Source organism: Sediminibacillus massiliensis (assembly GCF_900156915.1).
GTDB lineage: Bacteria > Bacillota > Bacilli > Bacillales > Amphibacillaceae > Sediminibacillus_A > Sediminibacillus_A massiliensis.
Map to the genome: position 1 here is coordinate 2,781,485 of NZ_LT732535.1, position 17,757 is coordinate 2,799,241.

General features: G+C 40.3%; 34 protein-coding genes, 1 tRNA gene and 1 other annotated feature (1 of these 36 running past the window's edge). Of the genes, 27 read left to right on the plus strand and 8 right to left on the minus strand.

Annotated features, from left to right (window positions below; genetic code table 11):
- Positions 1 to 45 (plus strand) — a binding site (T-box leader) (it extends 179 nt beyond the left edge of the window).
- A 66-nt stretch (positions 46 to 111) separates the two neighbouring features.
- On the plus strand, positions 112 to 960 hold the full coding sequence (gene proC / locus CZ434_RS14385; RefSeq protein ID WP_077623795.1) for a pyrroline-5-carboxylate reductase: 849 nt from the start codon (positions 112 to 114) through the stop codon (positions 958 to 960).
- 48 nt (positions 961 to 1,008) lie between these two features.
- Here proC and CZ434_RS14390 read toward each other — a convergent pair whose 3' ends face one another.
- Positions 1,009 to 1,692 carry a deoxynucleoside kinase gene (locus tag CZ434_RS14390; protein WP_077623796.1) on the minus strand — a complete coding sequence of 228 codons (684 nt, stop codon included), beginning with the start codon at positions 1,690 to 1,692 and terminating at the stop codon, positions 1,009 to 1,011.
- Positions 1,689 to 2,330 carry a deoxynucleoside kinase gene (locus CZ434_RS14395; protein ID WP_077623797.1) on the minus strand — a complete coding sequence of 214 codons (642 nt, stop codon included), beginning with the start codon at positions 2,328 to 2,330 and terminating at the stop codon, positions 1,689 to 1,691. The genes CZ434_RS14390 and CZ434_RS14395 overlap by 4 nt, the downstream gene beginning before the upstream one ends.
- Before the next feature lie 192 nt (positions 2,331 to 2,522).
- Between CZ434_RS14395 and CZ434_RS14400 the strand changes: the two genes are divergently transcribed.
- Positions 2,523 to 2,595, plus strand: a tRNA-Arg gene (locus CZ434_RS14400).
- A gap of 101 nt (positions 2,596 to 2,696) precedes the next feature.
- On the opposite strand, the gene CZ434_RS14405 is transcribed toward CZ434_RS14400, so the two are convergent.
- The 4 genes from CZ434_RS14405 to CZ434_RS14420 all read right to left on the minus strand — a co-directional run bounded on the left by CZ434_RS14405 (position 2,697) and on the right by CZ434_RS14420 (position 5,092).
- On the minus strand, positions 2,697 to 3,848 hold the full coding sequence (locus CZ434_RS14405) for a tyrosine-type recombinase/integrase (RefSeq protein ID WP_077623798.1): 1,152 nt from the start codon (positions 3,846 to 3,848) through the stop codon (positions 2,697 to 2,699).
- Entirely contained in the window at positions 3,826 to 4,350 is a 525-nt protein-coding gene (locus CZ434_RS14410) for an ImmA/IrrE family metallo-endopeptidase (RefSeq protein ID WP_179107281.1), read from the minus strand. Before CZ434_RS14410 ends, CZ434_RS14405 begins: the two co-directional genes overlap by 23 nt.
- Before the next feature lie 73 nt (positions 4,351 to 4,423).
- Positions 4,424 to 4,699, minus strand: coding sequence for a hypothetical protein (locus CZ434_RS14415; protein WP_077623800.1), 276 nt, complete (start codon positions 4,697 to 4,699; stop codon positions 4,424 to 4,426).
- A 3-nt stretch (positions 4,700 to 4,702) separates the two neighbouring features.
- A complete protein-coding gene (locus CZ434_RS14420) occupies positions 4,703 to 5,092 on the minus strand; it encodes a helix-turn-helix domain-containing protein (protein WP_077623801.1) in 390 nt (129 codons plus the stop codon).
- A gap of 138 nt (positions 5,093 to 5,230) precedes the next feature.
- On the opposite strand from CZ434_RS14420, the gene CZ434_RS14425 reads away from it, so the two are divergent.
- Both CZ434_RS14425 and CZ434_RS22220 read left to right on the plus strand, forming a co-directional pair.
- Positions 5,231 to 5,488 carry a helix-turn-helix transcriptional regulator gene (locus CZ434_RS14425; protein WP_077623802.1) on the plus strand — a complete coding sequence of 86 codons (258 nt, stop codon included), beginning with the start codon at positions 5,231 to 5,233 and terminating at the stop codon, positions 5,486 to 5,488.
- The gene (locus CZ434_RS22220) at positions 5,488 to 5,649 is read left to right on the plus strand and encodes a hypothetical protein (protein WP_179107136.1); all 162 of its coding nucleotides are present in this window, start codon (positions 5,488 to 5,490) and stop codon (positions 5,647 to 5,649) included. The genes CZ434_RS14425 and CZ434_RS22220 overlap by 1 nt, the downstream gene beginning before the upstream one ends.
- Here CZ434_RS22220 and CZ434_RS14430 read toward each other — a convergent pair.
- Positions 5,646 to 5,918, minus strand: a complete 273-nt coding sequence (locus tag CZ434_RS14430) for a hypothetical protein (protein WP_143262133.1) — start codon at positions 5,916 to 5,918, stop codon at positions 5,646 to 5,648. The genes CZ434_RS22220 and CZ434_RS14430 overlap by 4 nt on opposite strands.
- A gap of 72 nt (positions 5,919 to 5,990) precedes the next feature.
- On the opposite strand from CZ434_RS14430, the gene CZ434_RS14435 reads away from it, so the two are divergent.
- The 21 genes from CZ434_RS14435 (at position 5,991) to CZ434_RS14525 (ending at position 16,224) form a co-directional block, all read left to right on the plus strand.
- Positions 5,991 to 6,758, plus strand: a complete 768-nt coding sequence (locus tag CZ434_RS14435) for a BRO family protein (protein WP_077623804.1) — start codon at positions 5,991 to 5,993, stop codon at positions 6,756 to 6,758.
- A complete protein-coding gene (locus tag CZ434_RS14440) occupies positions 6,759 to 7,079 on the plus strand; it encodes a hypothetical protein (RefSeq protein ID WP_077623805.1) in 321 nt (106 codons plus the stop codon).
- A 122-nt stretch (positions 7,080 to 7,201) separates the two neighbouring features.
- Complete coding sequence (locus CZ434_RS14445; protein WP_077623806.1) at positions 7,202 to 7,483, plus strand: helix-turn-helix domain-containing protein; 282 nt, start codon at positions 7,202 to 7,204, stop codon at positions 7,481 to 7,483.
- 87 nt (positions 7,484 to 7,570) lie between these two features.
- Positions 7,571 to 7,741, plus strand: a complete 171-nt coding sequence (locus CZ434_RS22225) for a hypothetical protein (RefSeq protein WP_179107282.1) — start codon at positions 7,571 to 7,573, stop codon at positions 7,739 to 7,741.
- Positions 7,742 to 7,832: 91 nt separating this feature from the next.
- A complete protein-coding gene (locus tag CZ434_RS14450) occupies positions 7,833 to 8,069 on the plus strand; it encodes a hypothetical protein (RefSeq protein WP_077623807.1) in 237 nt (78 codons plus the stop codon).
- 385 nt (positions 8,070 to 8,454) lie between these two features.
- Positions 8,455 to 8,682, plus strand: a complete 228-nt coding sequence (locus CZ434_RS14455) for a hypothetical protein (RefSeq protein WP_077623808.1) — start codon at positions 8,455 to 8,457, stop codon at positions 8,680 to 8,682.
- A complete protein-coding gene (locus CZ434_RS14460) occupies positions 8,669 to 8,887 on the plus strand; it encodes a YqaI family protein (RefSeq protein ID WP_077623809.1) in 219 nt (72 codons plus the stop codon). Before CZ434_RS14455 ends, CZ434_RS14460 begins: the two co-directional genes overlap by 14 nt.
- 100 nt (positions 8,888 to 8,987) lie before the next feature.
- On the plus strand, positions 8,988 to 9,941 hold the full coding sequence (locus CZ434_RS14465; protein ID WP_077623810.1) for a YqaJ viral recombinase family nuclease: 954 nt from the start codon (positions 8,988 to 8,990) through the stop codon (positions 9,939 to 9,941).
- Position 9,942: 1 nt separating this feature from the next.
- Positions 9,943 to 10,779, plus strand: a complete 837-nt coding sequence (locus tag CZ434_RS14470; RefSeq protein WP_077623811.1) for a recombinase RecT — start codon at positions 9,943 to 9,945, stop codon at positions 10,777 to 10,779.
- Positions 10,780 to 10,946: 167 nt separating this feature from the next.
- Entirely contained in the window at positions 10,947 to 11,903 is a 957-nt protein-coding gene (locus CZ434_RS21830) for a DnaD domain protein (RefSeq protein WP_077623813.1), read from the plus strand.
- A gap of 28 nt (positions 11,904 to 11,931) precedes the next feature.
- Positions 11,932 to 12,747, plus strand: a complete 816-nt coding sequence (locus tag CZ434_RS14485; RefSeq protein WP_245830997.1) for an ATP-binding protein — start codon at positions 11,932 to 11,934, stop codon at positions 12,745 to 12,747.
- An 11-nt stretch (positions 12,748 to 12,758) separates the two neighbouring features.
- Positions 12,759 to 13,295 carry a YopX family protein gene (locus CZ434_RS14490; protein ID WP_077623814.1) on the plus strand — a complete coding sequence of 179 codons (537 nt, stop codon included), beginning with the start codon at positions 12,759 to 12,761 and terminating at the stop codon, positions 13,293 to 13,295.
- On the plus strand, positions 13,295 to 13,459 hold the full coding sequence (locus CZ434_RS22230; protein ID WP_179107283.1) for a hypothetical protein: 165 nt from the start codon (positions 13,295 to 13,297) through the stop codon (positions 13,457 to 13,459). Before CZ434_RS14490 ends, CZ434_RS22230 begins: the two co-directional genes overlap by 1 nt.
- Complete coding sequence (locus tag CZ434_RS14495; protein WP_077623815.1) at positions 13,456 to 13,743, plus strand: hypothetical protein; 288 nt, start codon at positions 13,456 to 13,458, stop codon at positions 13,741 to 13,743. The genes CZ434_RS22230 and CZ434_RS14495 overlap by 4 nt, the downstream gene beginning before the upstream one ends.
- Positions 13,736 to 14,278 carry a hypothetical protein gene (locus CZ434_RS14500; RefSeq protein ID WP_077623816.1) on the plus strand — a complete coding sequence of 181 codons (543 nt, stop codon included), beginning with the start codon at positions 13,736 to 13,738 and terminating at the stop codon, positions 14,276 to 14,278. Before CZ434_RS14495 ends, CZ434_RS14500 begins: the two co-directional genes overlap by 8 nt.
- An 11-nt stretch (positions 14,279 to 14,289) precedes the next feature.
- Positions 14,290 to 14,559, plus strand: a complete 270-nt coding sequence (locus CZ434_RS14505; RefSeq protein ID WP_077623817.1) for a hypothetical protein — start codon at positions 14,290 to 14,292, stop codon at positions 14,557 to 14,559.
- Positions 14,560 to 14,570: 11 nt separating this feature from the next.
- Entirely contained in the window at positions 14,571 to 15,002 is a 432-nt protein-coding gene (locus CZ434_RS14510; protein WP_077623818.1) for a hypothetical protein, read from the plus strand.
- Positions 14,989 to 15,489, plus strand: coding sequence for a dUTP diphosphatase (locus CZ434_RS14515; RefSeq protein ID WP_077623819.1), 501 nt, complete (start codon positions 14,989 to 14,991; stop codon positions 15,487 to 15,489). Before CZ434_RS14510 ends, CZ434_RS14515 begins: the two co-directional genes overlap by 14 nt.
- Before the next feature lie 11 nt (positions 15,490 to 15,500).
- Complete coding sequence (locus CZ434_RS22670) at positions 15,501 to 15,626, plus strand: hypothetical protein (RefSeq protein ID WP_281252276.1); 126 nt, start codon at positions 15,501 to 15,503, stop codon at positions 15,624 to 15,626.
- Entirely contained in the window at positions 15,614 to 15,799 is a 186-nt protein-coding gene (locus CZ434_RS14520) for a hypothetical protein (protein ID WP_077623820.1), read from the plus strand. The genes CZ434_RS22670 and CZ434_RS14520 overlap by 13 nt, the downstream gene beginning before the upstream one ends.
- Positions 15,796 to 16,224, plus strand: coding sequence for a RusA family crossover junction endodeoxyribonuclease (locus tag CZ434_RS14525; RefSeq protein WP_077623821.1), 429 nt, complete (start codon positions 15,796 to 15,798; stop codon positions 16,222 to 16,224). Before CZ434_RS14520 ends, CZ434_RS14525 begins: the two co-directional genes overlap by 4 nt.
- Positions 16,225 to 16,401: 177 nt before the next feature.
- Here CZ434_RS14525 and CZ434_RS14535 read toward each other — a convergent pair whose 3' ends face one another.
- Complete coding sequence (locus tag CZ434_RS14535; RefSeq protein ID WP_077623823.1) at positions 16,402 to 16,797, minus strand: YhjD family protein; 396 nt, start codon at positions 16,795 to 16,797, stop codon at positions 16,402 to 16,404.
- 429 nt (positions 16,798 to 17,226) lie between these two features.
- Here CZ434_RS14535 and CZ434_RS22235 point away from each other — a divergent pair, with 429 nt between their 5' ends.
- Both CZ434_RS22235 and CZ434_RS14540 read left to right on the plus strand, forming a co-directional pair.
- A complete protein-coding gene (locus CZ434_RS22235) occupies positions 17,227 to 17,379 on the plus strand; it encodes a hypothetical protein (RefSeq protein ID WP_179107284.1) in 153 nt (50 codons plus the stop codon).
- Positions 17,376 to 17,726, plus strand: coding sequence for a hypothetical protein (locus tag CZ434_RS14540; RefSeq protein ID WP_077623824.1), 351 nt, complete (start codon positions 17,376 to 17,378; stop codon positions 17,724 to 17,726). The genes CZ434_RS22235 and CZ434_RS14540 overlap by 4 nt, the downstream gene beginning before the upstream one ends.
- The last annotated feature ends 31 nt before the right edge of the window (positions 17,727 to 17,757 follow it).

Genomic DNA, 17,757 nt, shown 5'->3' on the forward strand with positions numbered 1-17,757 from the left:
CAAACAAGGTGGTACCGCGGATGTCAACCCTATTCCGTCCTTCTTAGTCAAGGGCGGTGTGGGGTTTTTATATTGCCGAAAAGTTTTGGCCAATCATGAGGTTTAGGAGGAATGAATGTGTATCGAAAAGTGGCATTTGTCGGTGGCGGAGCAATGGCTGAAGCAATCATCCAGGGTGTCTTGGCTAAAGGCTTTGTTCATTCGGAACAGATATGGGTGACAAATAAGGAGAATAGGCAGCGACTCGAACGATTGCACAACGTTTATCACGTAAATTGTTCCATGGATAAGCAAGAAGTGATCGAGCACTCGGACGTTATTATTTTGTCCGTAAAACCCAAGGATGTTGCGACAGCGATTGAAAACATCAGGGATTATATTACTGAAAGTCAGATAGTTGTCTCTGTGCTGGCGGGCGTATCTACAGAGTACATTTCCGAACAGTTAGAGAGAAAGTGTCCGGTCATTCGTGCCATGCCTAATACATCGGCAACTATCGGCTACTCGGCGACAGCCATTGCAGCAGGGAAATATGCAGGAAGAGACCATATGGATCAGGTAGGGGATCTTTTTCAAACAATCGGAACGACGACCATTGTGAAGGAAGATGACTTGCATGCTATCACCGGCTTATCTGGGAGCGGTCCCGCTTATATATATTATTTCGTAGAAGCAATGGAAGAAGCAGCAGCAGAGGCTGGTTTACAAAAGGATATTGCCAAACAACTCATCATTCAGACATTGGTAGGTGCTGCAGAGATGCTGAAATCGTCCAATGAGAAGCCGGCAGTTTTGAGACAGCGGATTACAAGTCCCGGGGGGACGACTCAAGCCGGATTGGATACCCTTGAAAGATATAAATATCAGGAAGCATTGATGGCATGCATTAAACAAGCTGCTGCAAGATCGGTTGAACTCGGCAGTCCTTACCAAGGTAAACTAAAAAACCCGCAGTCATAATAAAAAAAAGCACCTGCTGATTTTATTCAGCAAGTGCTTTTTTCTGCTTTATTTCGTCAATTGACGGGACTTCCATTTTCTTGATTGCTGGATGAAGTGGCCGATTTTCTCCAAAACAGGTTCAATGGAATTTTCGTTATTAAGCAAGTCGTAATCAGCGATATTGATCCTCAGGATTGGACAGGAGTTGAAATTATTGATCCACTGGTCATACCGTTTATACATCTCTTCCCAGTAATCCAAAGGAGTCTGCTGCTCCATCGGACGTCCTCGCTCTTTAATCCTCCCGATGACATCATCAAATGAACCTTCCAGGTAAATCAATAAATCCGGATGAGGGAAGTAGGGAGTCATTACCATCGCATCGAACAAACTCTTGTATGTTTCGTAATCTACCTTTGACATGGTGCCTTCGTCATAATGCATCTTGGCAAAAATGCCTGTATCTTCATAAATGGAACGGTCTTGAATAAAACCCCCGCCATACTCGAAAATCCGTTTTTGTTCTTTGAAGCGCTCGGCCAAAAAGTAAATTTGTAAATGAAAGCTCCAGCGCTCAAAGTCGGCGTAAAATTTATCTAAATACGGGTTTGTATCTACTTTTTCAAGTGAAGTGCGAAAGTCCAATGCTTGAGCCAGCGCATTGGTCATAGTTGATTTTCCAACACCGACAGTACCGGCGATCGTGATCACACTGTCAGATGGAATATTGTATTTTTCTCTTAAATTCATCGAATAACTTCCCCTTTTTTAAGATGCTCTTCCACTGTTTCAATAATCATATCCAAGTCTTGCTGATGTTTGACAAAATCGATATGATCCCCGTTTAAGCGGATGACTGGAATTGTTGGATTAACTCTTTCAAATTCATCCATAAAGTCATTATAATCACGGCTTAGCTGTTGTAAATAATCAGGCTGGATATTTTGTTCAACGTCTCGTCCGCGCATTTTAATTCTCTCTAACAGCGTGTCCAAAGAAGCATCCAAGTAAATCATCATATTAGGCTGCGGCATATCGGCTGTCAGAATGTCATATATTTGTGCATATTTTTCAAACTGTTTATTCTTGAGAGTCCGCTTGGCAAAAATCATATTTTTGGAAATATGATAGTCAGAAATGACAGCTTTATTTTTGCTTAAGTATTTTTTCTCAATATCTTCCAACTGTTTATATCGATTACACAAAAAGAACATTTCTGTTTGAAAACTCCACTCTTCTATGTCATCATAAAACTTACCTAGGAATGGGTTTTCTTCCACGATTTCTTTTAATAAGTGTAAATCAAAATGTGAGGAAAGCTTCTTTGCAAGAGACGTCTTCCCCACCCCGATGGGCCCTTCTACAGCAATAAAAGGCAAATTTCCCATTTCTCCTCCTCCTATCGACTATCGAACGTATCTATATCAGTAATTTCGTTTATTTTAGACATGCAACGTATATTTTAACACAAGGCAGGAGAGGAAGGACAGACTTGCTTATCAATTGTCATGTTTTTCCCTTTTCAAGATGCAATGGATTATGTATAATAAATAGTGCACGATTTAATGATGATAAATTATGGCTCCATAGCTCAGGGGATAGAGCGTTGGTTTCCTAAACCATGCGTCGCAGGTTCGAATCCTGCTGGGGCCGTACCTCCTAAAGGCAGTCATACCAAGGGTTTTGAGATATTTCAATCCCTTGGTATTTTTACGTTTTTGGGGCAACTGGGCCGAATTTGGGACATAGGGCATTTAAAGCGAATCTGCGTTCGTACTTTTTGAACCGAAAATTGACTCTCCAAATTGTTCGGCAGCTGCCTTTTGAATGTTAGGTAATACATGCGAATATAAATCCAAGGTGACGGTGATAGAAGAGTGGCCAAGTCGTTCCTGGACAACTTTTGGATGTACACCCTGTTTTAGCAGCAAGGTTGCATGGGTATGTCGAAAATCATGGAATCTTATCATCTTCAAACTGGATTCTTTCATCAATGGGCGCCAGTGCCTATCAAAGTTCCTTGGAAGCACAAAAGAACCGTTATTTGCAGAAATGACTAGATCCTGGTCCTCATAAGTATTTCGATTCTCCATCTTATAAGTCATTTGTTGCTTGCGATGCTTCTTCAATTCCTCCATGACATGATCAAACAAAGAAATGGTTCGATGACTGTTTTTATTCTTCACCTCACCAATTCGATATCCTCCACCTTTTTTACGGGTAACTGCTTGTCTTACCGCAATAACCTGATTGGTAAAGTCTATATCCTGCCAGCGCAATCCGAGTATTTCCCCTTTACGCATTCCTGTGGACAGAGCAAGCAAATATCCAATATAGAAACGATCATTCTTCGTTACCTCTAAATAATGATTTACTTCGAATTCATCCCACACCTTCATTTCAAATTTTTCTGGTTTAGGTGGCTTAATAGAAGTACAAGGATTTCTTACTGCCCATTCCCATGTAATGGCTGCATTATAAGCATTATTCAGGATGCGGTGCATATGAACAATGGATTGATTGGAAAGCGTCCCTTCTTCTACATATTCATCATATAGTTGCTGAATGTCGGAAGGCCTCACTTCATTAATTTTTGCCATTCCCAGATTAGGTATCCAATGATTCATGATATAGGGCTTATAGTGTGAATAGGTTCCTGCTGAAACATTGACCCTCTTATGCTCCAACCACTTCAACAAGAAGTCGCTCACTTTCATATCTCTTGCTGCTACAAAAGTACCCTCATTGATTTGCTGCATAATCCTGTTTCGTTCTGTCCTGGCCATTCCTTTGGTCCGATATGGGCCAAAACGTTGTCTCACTCTTTTTCCTGTCTTTGGATCCTTCCCTGTGTCCATTCGAAAACCATAGCCGCCAGCCATTTTATAAATAGTTGGTTCTCGCATGAGAAGATACCTCCTTTTTCATTTTTTCATAGAAAGCAAATTCATCCCTTTTCCTTAAGTACATTTCTAATCGATTTAAGGCGAAGCCATATTCCACATTGAAAGAATCGGCTATAAGAATAGCAGTTTCATGATAAGTCGACTTCATTTCCATTCTTTCTAACATAAAAGTGGGAACACAAAAGTTGTACATAAAGGAATTGGCCTGGCGCTCCTGCATTTCATAAAAGGGAAAGGGTAAATACTCTTGCCTGCCAACATGCCGAAGGGGATGACAAAGTTCATGCCCGAATTCCTGCCATTTTTGTTGTGGTGTAAGGTGCTTATTGATAAAGATAATATATTTTCCGTTCTTTTTGTTTGTTTCACTGCCGTATTTCCAGTAACGGATAGGCACTTTCAGTTTCTCTGCCACTTTCTCTAGCACTAATTGTTCAGGTGAATGGATAGAGTTAGTCAAATATAAGTTTGTAATATAGTCCTCTAACGCTGTGTAAAACACAATGACACCCCTTGGAACGGAACGTATGTTCTGTTGATTTTTAAAAAAGTTGGCGCACAGAAATCTGTACACCTTATTTGATGGCTTCTTTATATTGTTTATACTCTGATTTCGGTACGCTAAAACCATGTTTACAACTCTCGCACCTCATAAATACTTTGCCAGTTGGAATAACCCACATAATAATAGCGATTAAAAATAGTATTGGTGCTACGATCCATCCTAAAATCGGAATCCAAACAAAGCATCCTCCAGATAAAAATATAATTAGAGCAATAGGCATCATGGATACTTTATTTTCGCCACATTTAGGACAATGAATTATTTGTTGTCCTTGTTTACCAGACATTTCTTAATCATCCTTTTTATTGTTTTTGTTTTCTTCTTCTTTAAAAGCCTCATGAATTATACGTAGTCTTCGCAAATCTTCTTCTTTGGACTTGGGTAGCTCTCTATACCATCTTTCAAGTTCTGGATCCTTTATGAATGTTTCTAACTCTTTTTCCTGCTCAGCTTCCTCTGTGTAACCAGCTAAAGATAGCAATTTGTTATATGAATAGTTATAAGCATCTGCTAGTCTCTTTAATGTATCAGGAGATGGTTTAATAGGTTTTTTGGTTCTTGGATCAATACCTTTTTCCAACTGGCTTAAGTAGTTATGACTTATACCAGCCCTTTTACTGGCTTCTCTTAACGATTCTTTACCTCTCAACTCTTTAAGAAGCTTGTACAAATCATTCATCGCAAGTTTCCTTTCTAAATGTAAAACTTATATTACAAATTGTAATGCAAAACTTCCCAAAAATAAATAAAAAGGTTGTAATTCTTACTTGACATTGTGTAATACAAGAATTACTATATAGTCAGGAGGTGAAAATAAATGAACAATTGCTTAAGAAAAGTAAGAAGAGGAGCCGATGTAACACAAGAAGAACTAGCACTAGCCATCGGCACTACAAGACAAACCATTCATGCCATTGAAAGGCATAAGTTAAAAACTTCGCCTTCTTACGAATTGATGTTTTCTATTGCGAATTTCTTCAACAAAAGGGTAGATGAAATTTTTTTTACTAATAATGTTCGACAAGAATTACAAAAATGTAATGCTGTATCACAAAAATCCAAGGAGGCCATTTAATGAATCAACCAAAGAAAACTGAAAAACAAACCCATTCTCTTTTAAAAGATGAAAGAGATACCGGAGAATTGTTTGAAGGTATGAGCTTCAAGTATCCCCCGGTGTCAAAAGAAGATTACATCAATGCTTATGAAGAATACGTTCGAAGATGCTCATCTTAATATCCATATTCGTTCAATAAGCTATTTGAACGATCTTCATTCGTAACAATTTCAGATACTTCCGTGATAATAAAGCGTTTGCTAGAGGAAGCGGTTTTAATTTCAGAATAAATATCCTCCATGGAACGGTCTGATTGAATTACTAAAAGGTTAGGAAAAATTTGAATCCAAGTTTTTGGACTTAACTTCTCAATTTTTTTCCTAATAGAAACGGCGATTTCACTATTGACATCGTCTTCCCAATAAAAAGATATTAAGTACTTTTTCATCAAATTGCACACCCCCTTCCTAGCACCAGTTTACTAGAAAAGGGTGGAAATAAGAATTAAGGAGTTGATCGTATGAACCAATTAACAAAGATGTTTGACGGCGAGCAATTAAGAATTATCGAACAAAACAATGAGCCGTGGTTTGTAGCAAAAGATGTATGTGACATCTTGGAAATTAACAATAGCAGACAAGCCTTAACACGATTGGATAATGATGAAAAAGCTGGTGTCACTTTAAATGACGGTAGCCAAAATAGACACTTGCAAGCTGTAAACGAATTTGGACTTTATTCGCTTGTACTAGCTAGCCGGAAGCCTGAAGCCAAACAATTTAAGCGTTGGATCACTCACGAGGTAATTCCTTCTATCAGAAAACACGGCGGGTATCTCACGCCAGAGAAAGTAGAGGAAGCGCTTCTTAATCCAGATACCCTCATTCGTCTGGCCACTGACTTAAAACAGGAGCGAGAAGAACGCCAGCGATTGGAGCAGCAACAGAAAGCTGACTTGCCTTATACAACATTCGGTAAAGCTGTTTCAAATTCCAATGCATCTATCAATGTCGGAGCTTTTGCCAAGATGATGTATGACGAACACGGAATACGGATTGGTCGAAACAAAATGTTCAACTGGCTTCGAGAAAAAGGTTACCTAATCAAATCGGGTCGAGAAAGAAATAATCCAAAACAGCGCTATATCGAGCAAGGGTTGTTTAACACGACCGTGACAGTTGTAAGCAGAACTCAAGGTGATGTTGAAAGTATTACTACATTAATCACCGGAAAAGGACAGGTTTACTTTGCAGAGTTGTTACTTAAAGAGTATGAGGCGGTGATTTAAATGCTAAAAGTCGATTTTGATGAAGAAACCGCACAACTTGTTGCAGATAAGATCGCAAACATGGCCTTTGAAAAAATTAAAACGAAGCTAGATCAATATTCCAAGTGGCCTCCTATTCTTACGAAAAAAGACTTAATGGAATTCCTTCAAATTAAGGATAACAAGGCATCTGAACTTTTAAATAGAGATGACTTCCCAGTTATAAGAGAGTTTGGTCATCCAAGAGTTTCTTTACAACAACTTATGTACTGGATAGATCAGCACACTGATTGGGTGAAAGACAACGCTCCGAAAGCGAAGTATCCATATCGTGTTATCTAGCAGAATCGTTTTCGGAGTAGGTCTTTTCTTATACCAAGGGGGTCACCTGGTATATCTCAATTATATAATGATACCCCTCTTGGCAGCTATTCCAATTAAGAATATGGAAGGAGGGGAGAGCGTTGAAAGTAGGAGCAATTTTGAGAGCTGCAAGGCAAAGGAGAGGATTCAGCCAGGAAGAATTAGCGCACATGTTGCACATTAATCAATCAGACATATCGAAGTATGAAAATGATACAAAAGAGCCGTCGATAAGCCTTTTCCAGCAGTGGACAACCAATACACAGGCACAGGAAGTATTTGTCGCCTATCTTTGCGGATTGGATGGAATCGGCATGATGCAAAACCTGGTCGATTTCACTACAACATCAATTGGAATGATCATGGGAGGAATGCTGTTTTGAAGGATGCAAACGACAATTGCTTAGTCTGGTTAGGTTTTATCCCGTTTCTGTTTATTGTTATCCATCATATTTAGAGAGGTGAAGGAAATGAAGACAGCAGCAGTTATGGAAGATGTACAAGAATTAAACAGGCGTTATGAATACGCTCACCTGCGTGCTCAAGAGGAGTATCAGAAAGGCGAGTATCGCAAATCTATTTGTTACTTGGACTTAGCTAATGAAACGAAAAAAAAGCTGGAGACAGGTTGCCATGAGTGACAAATCTATCAATCGATTCTATCAAGTCCTGGCTGTAATAACCGCGATATTTTTTATCATAGCAAGCCGGATATCGGCAATGTGAGGAGAGATGGAACTGAAACAGAAATTGAGTAAAATAGATGGCTTTTTCAATGAGTTTACTGAGTTGGATGAAAAAACGAAGAAGTTCTTCGAAAAAAGACACAATTATCTTCAAAGGAAAATAAATGAGTGGGAGAAAAGAGGAAGTAATTTTCAAGTCAATGCCTACGAAAATCGTTTAAGCGAATTAAAATCAGTGGTTAATTATCTCGGGTACGAATTTGAGGCAATAAAAAAGCACTGAAGCCGACCAAAGCAATTCAGTGCACAACCTAGTTTATATCGTAAATCCATTATACACCCCATACAAAACAAAAGGCAAGGCCGTTGGGCCTTCCTTAGTGACCAGGAGCGTTATCTGTTACAAGGGTTTGCCATCACCCTAAATTCCTCCTTTCAAATGTTCCTGGTTGCTAAGGAGAGCTCAAACTCTCCAACGCTCTTGGCGACGAGCGTTTCAGTCCCGGCATTGAATACTCCTCAATGCCCAAGCGATATATTGATTTCACTCCTATAGAAGGAAGGTGGTTGTCATGATTTAGACCGGTAATGCGGTCATGTATCTTGAGGGTTAGTAAATGTGGTGGCGGGCTGGTGGTGCGGCCCGTCTTATAAAAAGGAGGATTAATTTGGAAAAGATAAATTGGTTGATTGTTAACAACGAAGAATTCAAAGTCGGAAAAATTTATAACGGCCGACTTTTAGAAAAAATCAAAGGTTATGCCAACGATCCACGAAACAACCGCGAAATGGCTTGTTATATAGGACTCGACCAGGACGAAAAGGTGCTATTCGAGATATTTAGCACAAATGTAATTGCCTTTTATGAAAAGGAGGATGAACATGCCAGAACTTGAACACCCGACGGTCACACAGATCAACCGTACAGGTTACCCGAAAGAAGCTCTGGAACAACCGGAACATTGCGGGATTGATGCTCTAGGCGACGAGATACTTGTCGGCGACAAGATTTTCGAAATCGATGGTGAAACCGTCTTGGAAGAGAACTTGGAGCGTTACCTAGTTGAGTTGATGGGTGCACAGATAAAGGAAGCCATATAAAAAGACCTGCAGCAAAGCTACAGGCCGGGTCGATCACTTAATTATTTTGACACCTTAATTATAGCTGGTCGGCCTGAAATAAGCAAGGAGGTACTTATCCATGGCAAAAGCGCAAGCAGAAGTATTAACTGCTACAGCTGATTTAACTCATGAAGAATGGTTGGCTCAACGTACAAAGGGCATTGGAGGCTCCGATGCATCTATCATTCTTGGATTGAACAAATACAAAACACCATTTGAATTGTGGTTGGAGAAAACAGGTCAAACCGATTTAGAAGATACGGCAGGTGAAGCTGCATACTTCGGAAACATTCTGGAAGATATGGTCGCGAAAGAATTCGAGATTAGGTCCGGTAAAAAGGTGCGTAAAAGGAACGCTATTCTGAAGCACCCAGAGCATCCTTACATTCTTGCAAACATCGATCGGAAAGTGGTTGGTGAACAGGCTGTTTTGGAATGTAAGACTGCAAGCATGTTCCTGGCAAAGGATTGGGAAAGCGAAGAGATTCCCGAAGCTTACTTGGTTCAGGTGCAGCACTATTTAGGAGTTACCGGCTATGAAAAAGCTTATATCGCTGTATTGATCGGCGGTCAAAGGTTTGTCTGGAAAGAGATTGAACGAGATAAAGAATTGATTGAAATGATATTCGAAGCAGAAGTTCATTTTTGGGAGCACCACGTTAAGCAAGGTATTCCTCCAGCGTTGGATGGATCCAGTGCAGCTGAGAAGTTTTTAAAAGAAAGATATGAAAAATCAAACCCAGATTTAACCGTCGATTTAGCTCATGCCTACAAATCGAAAATCGAGCAGTACCATGAATTGAAAGATTCTATTAAGAAACTAGAAACTCAAAAGAAACAACTCGAAAATGAAATGAAAAATGAACTAAAAGAAGCGGAGACAGGCTTCATTCACAACTACCAAGTGAATTGGAAACCGATAGTCAGCAACCGTGTAGACACAAAGTATCTCAAGAAAGAATTCCCTGAGATTTATAAGAAGGTCACGAAGCCAAGTAAATATCGAAAATTCGAAGTGAAGGAGATTAGTTAATATGGCCACTAATTCTAGCTTGAAAAACCAGATATCTAACCGAAAGAACAATGCCCCATCCAATGGACAAGGGACAACCATGAAAGGGCTGCTTAACTCCCCGGCAGTAATGAAACGTTTCGAGGAAGTCTTAGGCAAACGTGCCAATCAGTTCACAGCTTCCATTTTAAGCCTATATAACAGCGAAAAGATGCTTCAGAAGGCTGAACCTATGAGCGTTATTTCTTCAGCTATGATAGCAGCAACATTGGATTTGCCAGTCGATAAGAACCTTGGATATGCCTGGATTGTTCCTTACAGCGGGAAAGCCCAGTTTCAGCTTGGTTATAAAGGCTATATTCAGCTGGCTTTACGGACAGGCCAGTACCGAAACATCAACGTCATTGAGGTATATGAAGGCGAATTATTGAAATGGAATCGTCTTACTGAAGAAATTGAACTGGATTTCGATGAAAAGCAATCAGATAAGGTGATTGGTTATACAGGATATTTCGAATTGATCAACGGATTCCGAAAAACCGTTTATTGGTCCAAGGCTGATGTAGAGAAGCACAAAAAGAAGTTCAGTAAATCAGATTTCGGGTGGAAGAACGACTGGGATGCAATGGCTAAGAAAACGGTGATCCGAAACATGTTGAACAAATGGGGGATTCTCTCCATCGATATGCAGAAGGCTTTTGCTGATGATGATAAAGCACCAATTGATATCGATAACGAAAATGAGGAAGTCGATGAAGACATTATCGATGGGGAATTCAGCGAAGTGGACGAGCCTGGCGAAGAGGAATTAAAACAAGCTGAGGATTTGTTCAACAGTGCCGAGTCAGAAGGTAATTAAAACCACCATTCCCCACTGTTATATCTGGATGTCCAGGGGTAACAAAAAGCTATTTATCGGGTATGTGAGGGGATATGTTAAGTCCTCTCATCCCGGTTATCAGCTGAAGGATATAAAGGGCATGACGGCGATTTGTGAACGAACAGAGGTAAAAGGAGACGAAAGCAATGGCTAAATACCGACAAATACACATTGAGTTCTGGCAGGACGGTTTTGTCTTAGATCTAACACCCGAAGAAAAATACTTCTATCTTTACCTTATGACGAACAGCAAGACTACTCAATGCGGAATCTATGAGTTGCCTAAACGGATTATTGAAACAGAAACGGGCTACAACCGGGAGACAGTAGAAAAACTCCTTCAAAGGTTTAAGGATTACGGAAAGATTCTTTATCACGAGCCAACGAGAGAAATTATGATCATTAATTGGATTAAATTTAACTGGATTAAGTCACCTAAAGTTCTCTCTCTAATTAATAAAGAGTTAAAAGAAATAAAAAACAATGACTTTCTAAGCATGTTTTATACCAAATGCATAGAGTGTGGATACCCTATCGATACCCTATCGGTACTGCATCAATACCGTATCGACTCAAAAAAGCAAGAATCCCTTAACCATGCGGGTTCGATACCGTATCAATACCCTATCCATAGTCCATCCATAGACTCGGGGGAAGAAAGAGAAAGAGAAGAAGAAAGAGAAAGAGAAGAAGAAAGAGAAAGAGAAGAAGAAAGAGAACAAGAACAAGAAGAAAGAGACGTTTCTGAAGTTATTCAGTTCTGGGACCATAATGGATTCGGTTTTAATAACATGCAGGCTAAAAAACAGTTGTTGTCGTGGTTGGATGATACCAATTTTAACAATCCGAAAGAAATGATTCTTAAAGCCATGGATATTGCTTGTTCGAATAACAAGAGAAGGCTCAACTACATTGAAGGGATTCTTAAAAACTGGATCAATGAATCATTGCTGACTCTGGAAGAAGTTGAACAAACGAATAGGGGTGAAGGAGATGCAACACATAGGAAAGGAAATCGAACAGGTAATGGAAAGAGCAAAAGCTATGCAGATGCACTTCGAGAAGCAGAACAAGCAGAACACGCCCTCGGAAGAAAGTTATAAGTGCAATGACTGCAAGGATACCGGTTCGTTGCTTGAAAAAGTATATGACGACTATTTAGAACGTGAAAAGGATGTCTATAGGCCGTGCCATTGCCAGGAAACATTGAATCTTCAAAATCGCTTTAAAAACGCCCTGATACCAAGTGAATTTGAGAATGCAAGATTTGATAATTATGAACAAGCCACAGACGTCCAGCAAACATTGTTTAAGGCAACGACAGATTACTTAAAGACATTCCAATCAATTGTGGACGGCAAACCAGAACATAACAGCATGGGGTTTATTGCAGTTCTTGGCGAATCACGAATTAGAGGTCTGGATCCAAGAGAAAGGTATCAAGCCAAGGCGGAACATAACAATTTTGGATTAGGAAAAACCCATCTCCAAATGGCTGCCGCAAAGTATATCATGCGGAAAATCAAGGTGAGGGATGAGATATCACCTAATCGTAGCGACAAAAAACAGTATTCCCGATTCACAAGAGGTTGCCGGGTGCTATGCGTGTCAGACGTAACGTTTATGGATGATCTGATTAATGCCAAACGAATGAACGATGAAGGTGTCACATTGGCAGGACTGTTGAACAGCGCTCTCAAGGTGGATGTTCTTGTCTGGGATGATCTGGGCAAAGCAAAGTGGTCGGAATCGAAAGAGAATTTCTACTACCAAATCATCAATCACCGGTACCTGCATAAGCTCCCGATCTTGTTTAGCTCTAATGAGGACACCGGAACCTTGAGCGAAAAGATTGGTTATGCAGCTTCCAGTAGATTGCTAGGAATGTGCGGAGAACGATTATACAAAGTGGAGGGCGCTGATTATCGGTTGAGGAAAGGCGCCTAAGGAGGTATTTCATGCAAGAGATCAAGATCCAATTTTGGGATGCGGTCAATCAAAAGATGTGGGAACTAGATGAAGCCGGTGAAACCTTAAATGGTTGGACCTTTCAATACTTTGCAGCTAGTGACAAAACTTTAAGAGGCATCATTCACCAAATGATTGATGTAGGATTCGGGACGAACAATAGCGCCGAAGAAGAAGTGGAACTGGTGGCAAGGCAGTACACAGGCCTGAAAGACATTGAACAATTTGAAGAACCAAAGGAACTGTACACGGGCGATATTGTAAGCATGCATCAATTTCTATTTGATGGTGACGAATACGAAGATGAAGTAGTCGGCGTATTAACTTATAACGATGATCAAGCATGCGTTTGCTTAACAAAAGTAAATCATCACGACATAAGAAAATATATGGGATATGGAAACCCCGAAGAATTCAAAGACGAGAAAATACCAATCTGTATGTTTTACGGATTGCATGAAACCAGTTGGACTTATTTAGGCAACATTTACGAGCATCCCCATTTGATAAAGGAGGCGACGACATAATGTGCCAAACATGCAACGGAACAGGCGCAATTCATTCTTACAACGGATTTGGATATGAAATCACCCCTTGCCCGAAGTGCCCGCCTTTATCCGATAAATATTTCAAAGATCGGTATGCTGCAATATTAGCAAAACTGGATGAATCAGAGAGGGAGACAGCATGAGAACAGCAAGGAAATTCAATACATCGAATGAACAAATCATTCCAGTGTTGCCATTGACCGGAGATTATGAGTATTGCCTGGAGGAATTGGAATTAGCCTTCCCTAAGGATCAGCTTGAAGAAATCACCAAGCAATGGGAAGAAGGCGCTTCAATTGAGTTTATGGCCAAGAGGTTCAAACGGCATCCGGATGAAGTGTTTCTTGCTCTGTTTCATCAAGCGAGGAAAGGGATTATTGAACGGCCATTTACTTACAGGCTGAAAGGGGAGAGTAAAAGTGAATAACGATATTCAATTTTTAAAAGAATTGCAGAAAGAATTAAAAACGCAGGATCGCGACAGCCAAGCTGAACCAAGATTTTGGACAGTCGGAGATTATAGATGGGTAGGTACATGGGATGATTCAGCAGCAGAAAGATATTCAGTTTATATACCTAATGATGGAGAAGATTGGGAGCTAGAGGAATACCTGAAAGACAAAGAAGAACAACTTGAAGAAGAATTTAATGAAGAAGCTCAGGAAGGGTTTGCTAATATAGGATGCGAATTAAGCGCTCTTGATTGGATAAAGGAATATGTTGATGACGGTGCATATTTAGTCCCAGAAGTAAAAGAACATTATGTAATACCTAATACTATGTTTTTAACGAAAGAGGAAGCAAAACAACATATCCGGTTGAATCATTATCACTATACAAAAGAAGTCCACACATATGCAATGACAGCTTGGAGGGCACCAAAGATGGAACGGCTTATGAAAATTTTAGAAACATTTGATTGGGATGAGGTTCACTCAGAAAAAGAACTACCTTTGCTTTAAGGAGGAAGCCAATGCAAAACCTAAATCAACTAGCACTACATCAAATAGTCGCCTTGCACCAAAAACATCCAGAACATCGAGCAAAGCTTGAAAGAGAATGGCTGGGACGTTGCGGTCTTCCCTATCCATATCGGCTTAATGCTCAAAACATTCTGATGAACGACGAACTGGACAGGCCGGCTTACAATCCGCCCCAGGAGGTGCAGGAAAGAGCAGCAATCATGAAGCTGCAGCAGGAATTGCGAGAGCAAGGACAGACGGAAATATTTGATTATATTTAGGAGGTAGAAGGATGCGTGAATGGCTTACAACAGGTGAAATGATAGATCGGTTGAAGGTGGGCGAGCGCGCGGAGTTAGAATCAGCAAAATGCATACCGAGCAACTATGGACCAAGTTATAAACACGTAATCAAGAAAGAAGATGGAGACATTCGGTGGTGCAAAAATGATGGGAGTCTACCAAGTCCCTCTCCGTTACAAATATTTGGACATGTACTTACGTGGAAATGGCGCATACTACCAAACTATGTGTCTTTTGAAGAAGCAGTGAGGGCTTTGAAGGATGGGAAAAGGGTTGCGCTTTGGAATGAACGTACCAATGAATTCTTAACTTCTTTTAACAAAAGCATTTCCATCCAGTTCTTAGAGGGAACGGGTTTATCATTTGATAAATGGATTAACGGCAAATGGACGATAGAGGAGGCAGACAATGAACTGGGATAAGTTATTCGAGATACAGGGAGGCTTGGACTTCCACATAACTAAAGAAAAAGGGCTGCAAGGGCAGGATTTATTGCCACAGAAAATCCTTGCTCTACAGGTTGAGCTTGGGGAGCTGGCGCAAGAAGTTCAGGATGCATGGAAGTTTTGGAAGTTAGGATTCAAACGGAATGGAAAAAAGGTGCTAGAAGAGTACGTGGACTGCCTGCACTTTATCTTAAGTATCGGATTGGATTTAAAGCTGACTGATATTGATATATTGACAAGAAACAGACTAATATCCAGCAATGTTACAGAGGTTTTATCAGACTTAATTATGGGTGTAAGCACTTTGAAATATGAAGAAGCTGACAAGAAACATAATTACGGAAGTGTCCTTCATGGATTTAATCATTTAGGAGAGTTATTAGGATTTACGGCTGAACAAATCGAAGCTGCATACCTGGAGAAAAACAAAATCAACCATGATCGGCAAGTAAACGGCTATTAGGAGGTCCAAAAGTGAACCCAAATTTAGACGAAGAAAGGACGAAGGCCGCGACAGTTAGCAATTTGATTACGAATGTCTTAATTGGTTTTGGACTATTAGCAACGTTAGGAGGAGTGATTCAATTATGGATTTGGTAGAAAAGCAGAAAGCTAGAGCAGTGCAGGAACGGAAAACAAAGCTTATCACGGAGCTTTATCTGATGGATGTAGATAAAACAAGAGATGGCCGGAAACTGGAGGATGTCAGCCTGTTTACCTTGGAACATGAGTACATTAATGCAAAATGTCGTCTTGGGAGAGAGTTAGCATGATTCAGTTCACTGTCTTAGGCGAGGCAGTTGCCCAGGGCAGACCAAGGGCCGGAAAAAACCGAAAAGGAAAAACAGTTGTCTATGATCCGGGCAAGTCAAAGGATTATAAACAGTACGTCCGATTGGTCGCCCAGCAACACGCTCCCAAAATGCCAATAGAGGGGCCTGTAGTTGTCTTTATTAAAGTGTACAAGCCATTGCTCTCGAATATGTCTAAAAAACGCAGAGAAGAAGCCGAGGCAGGATTATACAGGCCGATTACCAAGCCGGATGTCGATAACTACGGGAAAGCTGTTGCAGATGCGCTGAATCAAATCATCTGGAAGGATGACAGCCAGATCGTTGAAATGAGAGTTTCCAAGTTTTACAGCGAAAAGCCAAGGATCGAGGTAAGGGTGGAAGTCTTAGAGGAAATGGGGGCTTAGGATGAAATGTCCTGTTTGTGGCGAAAAAGCTAAAGTTCTAGAGGTAAGAAGAAAAATCAAAGTAATTAAAAGATGGCGCAGATATGAATACTCAGAATGTCTTACCCGATTTAGTACCCAGGAGACCATCATAGAAGAAAGTCTCCCGGATTATGTCCGGAAAAAAGCTAGGAGGCATTAATGCATAGCCCAAGGTCGCCCTGAAGGTGTTACTTCAACGGCCAAGGACCCATACAGATAATCGCTCATCATGTCTTTGGTTAAGTTTCGAAGGTCATCTGCAGCAATCCAAATAACGCCGGAATCACTTTTGGAGTACCACTTGTATTGCACCATTTCATTCTCTTTGCCTATGTATTTGACGCGCAAGTGATACTTCTTGATAATCTCCAGCTTAATGGAATTCAAATCCTGCTGGACGGAATCAATCACGGTGTCTAGTTTGTCCAGGTACACCGGATATGCTGCAGACGAACTGAAATTCTCGAACTGCTTCCGATCGCGTTTAAAGATTTTGAGGGCATACGGAAGGATGATATAGCTGTAGATCGTTTTCTCAATTTCTGGATTCATGGGTACACCGCCTTTTTTATATTAGTTTATCACGAACATTTGTTCTTATAAATGGTAATTTATAGTTGACTGAAAAGCGAAGTGAGAAGGTGATTAAATGGAGTATAAAATAACTTGCTTAATGTGCGAAGGATATGGAATAGACCGTGACATACCCGAATCAGAATGCCTTAGTTGTTTAGGTGATGGGTATATCGAAGTTTCCAAGGCAGAGTTTGACGAATACAACAAAAGCATTAGAAGGGAGAATGAATTATGAGATGTAAAAAGTGCGGTGAAAAAATGGTTTATTCAAACGAGTATTTAGTTATGTCAGATGGTGTAGAAGTTGGTCTGATGAAATGTAAACAATGCGATAATGAACAAACTATAAAAGAGAAACAAGAAAGATAGCTTCGCAGTCGACGAAATTACGAAGGAGTGAAAACAATGACTGATCAAGAAAAGCTTTCCAAGGCAATTGGGTTGGTGGAAGGCTCTGATTTTGAGGACAAGATTCTCGGGGAAAACCGGAAGATTTTAATTGAAACGCTGCATTATGCCAGGAAGCTTGAAAGACAAGTGATGGAGGGGAAGAGATGAACAAAATACCTGTTATCGCATTTAAAAACAAATCGAAGGATGAACGTTATTTAGCTGCTTCTATGGATGTGGGAGATTGGAGCGATGAAGAGTTAGATGTATCCATAAATGAAATAGAAAACGCCATGATGATCTGGAGAGAGGATTTATCAAAACCGGATGAACAAGATGTTGATAATTTGATAACCCTATCAGAAGCTCACAAGAAGTTCCTGAAAGATAAATTTGGAGATGATGCGTATGTGTCCTTCGACGTAAAAGCCTGGCTTGAGATTTACGAACCAATAAACTTGGATATTACAAGTGAGCAATTTGAACACGCATTTGATTTAGCATCTGAAGAATAACAAAAAGCCGAGCGGGCGCCCGACTTTAGCC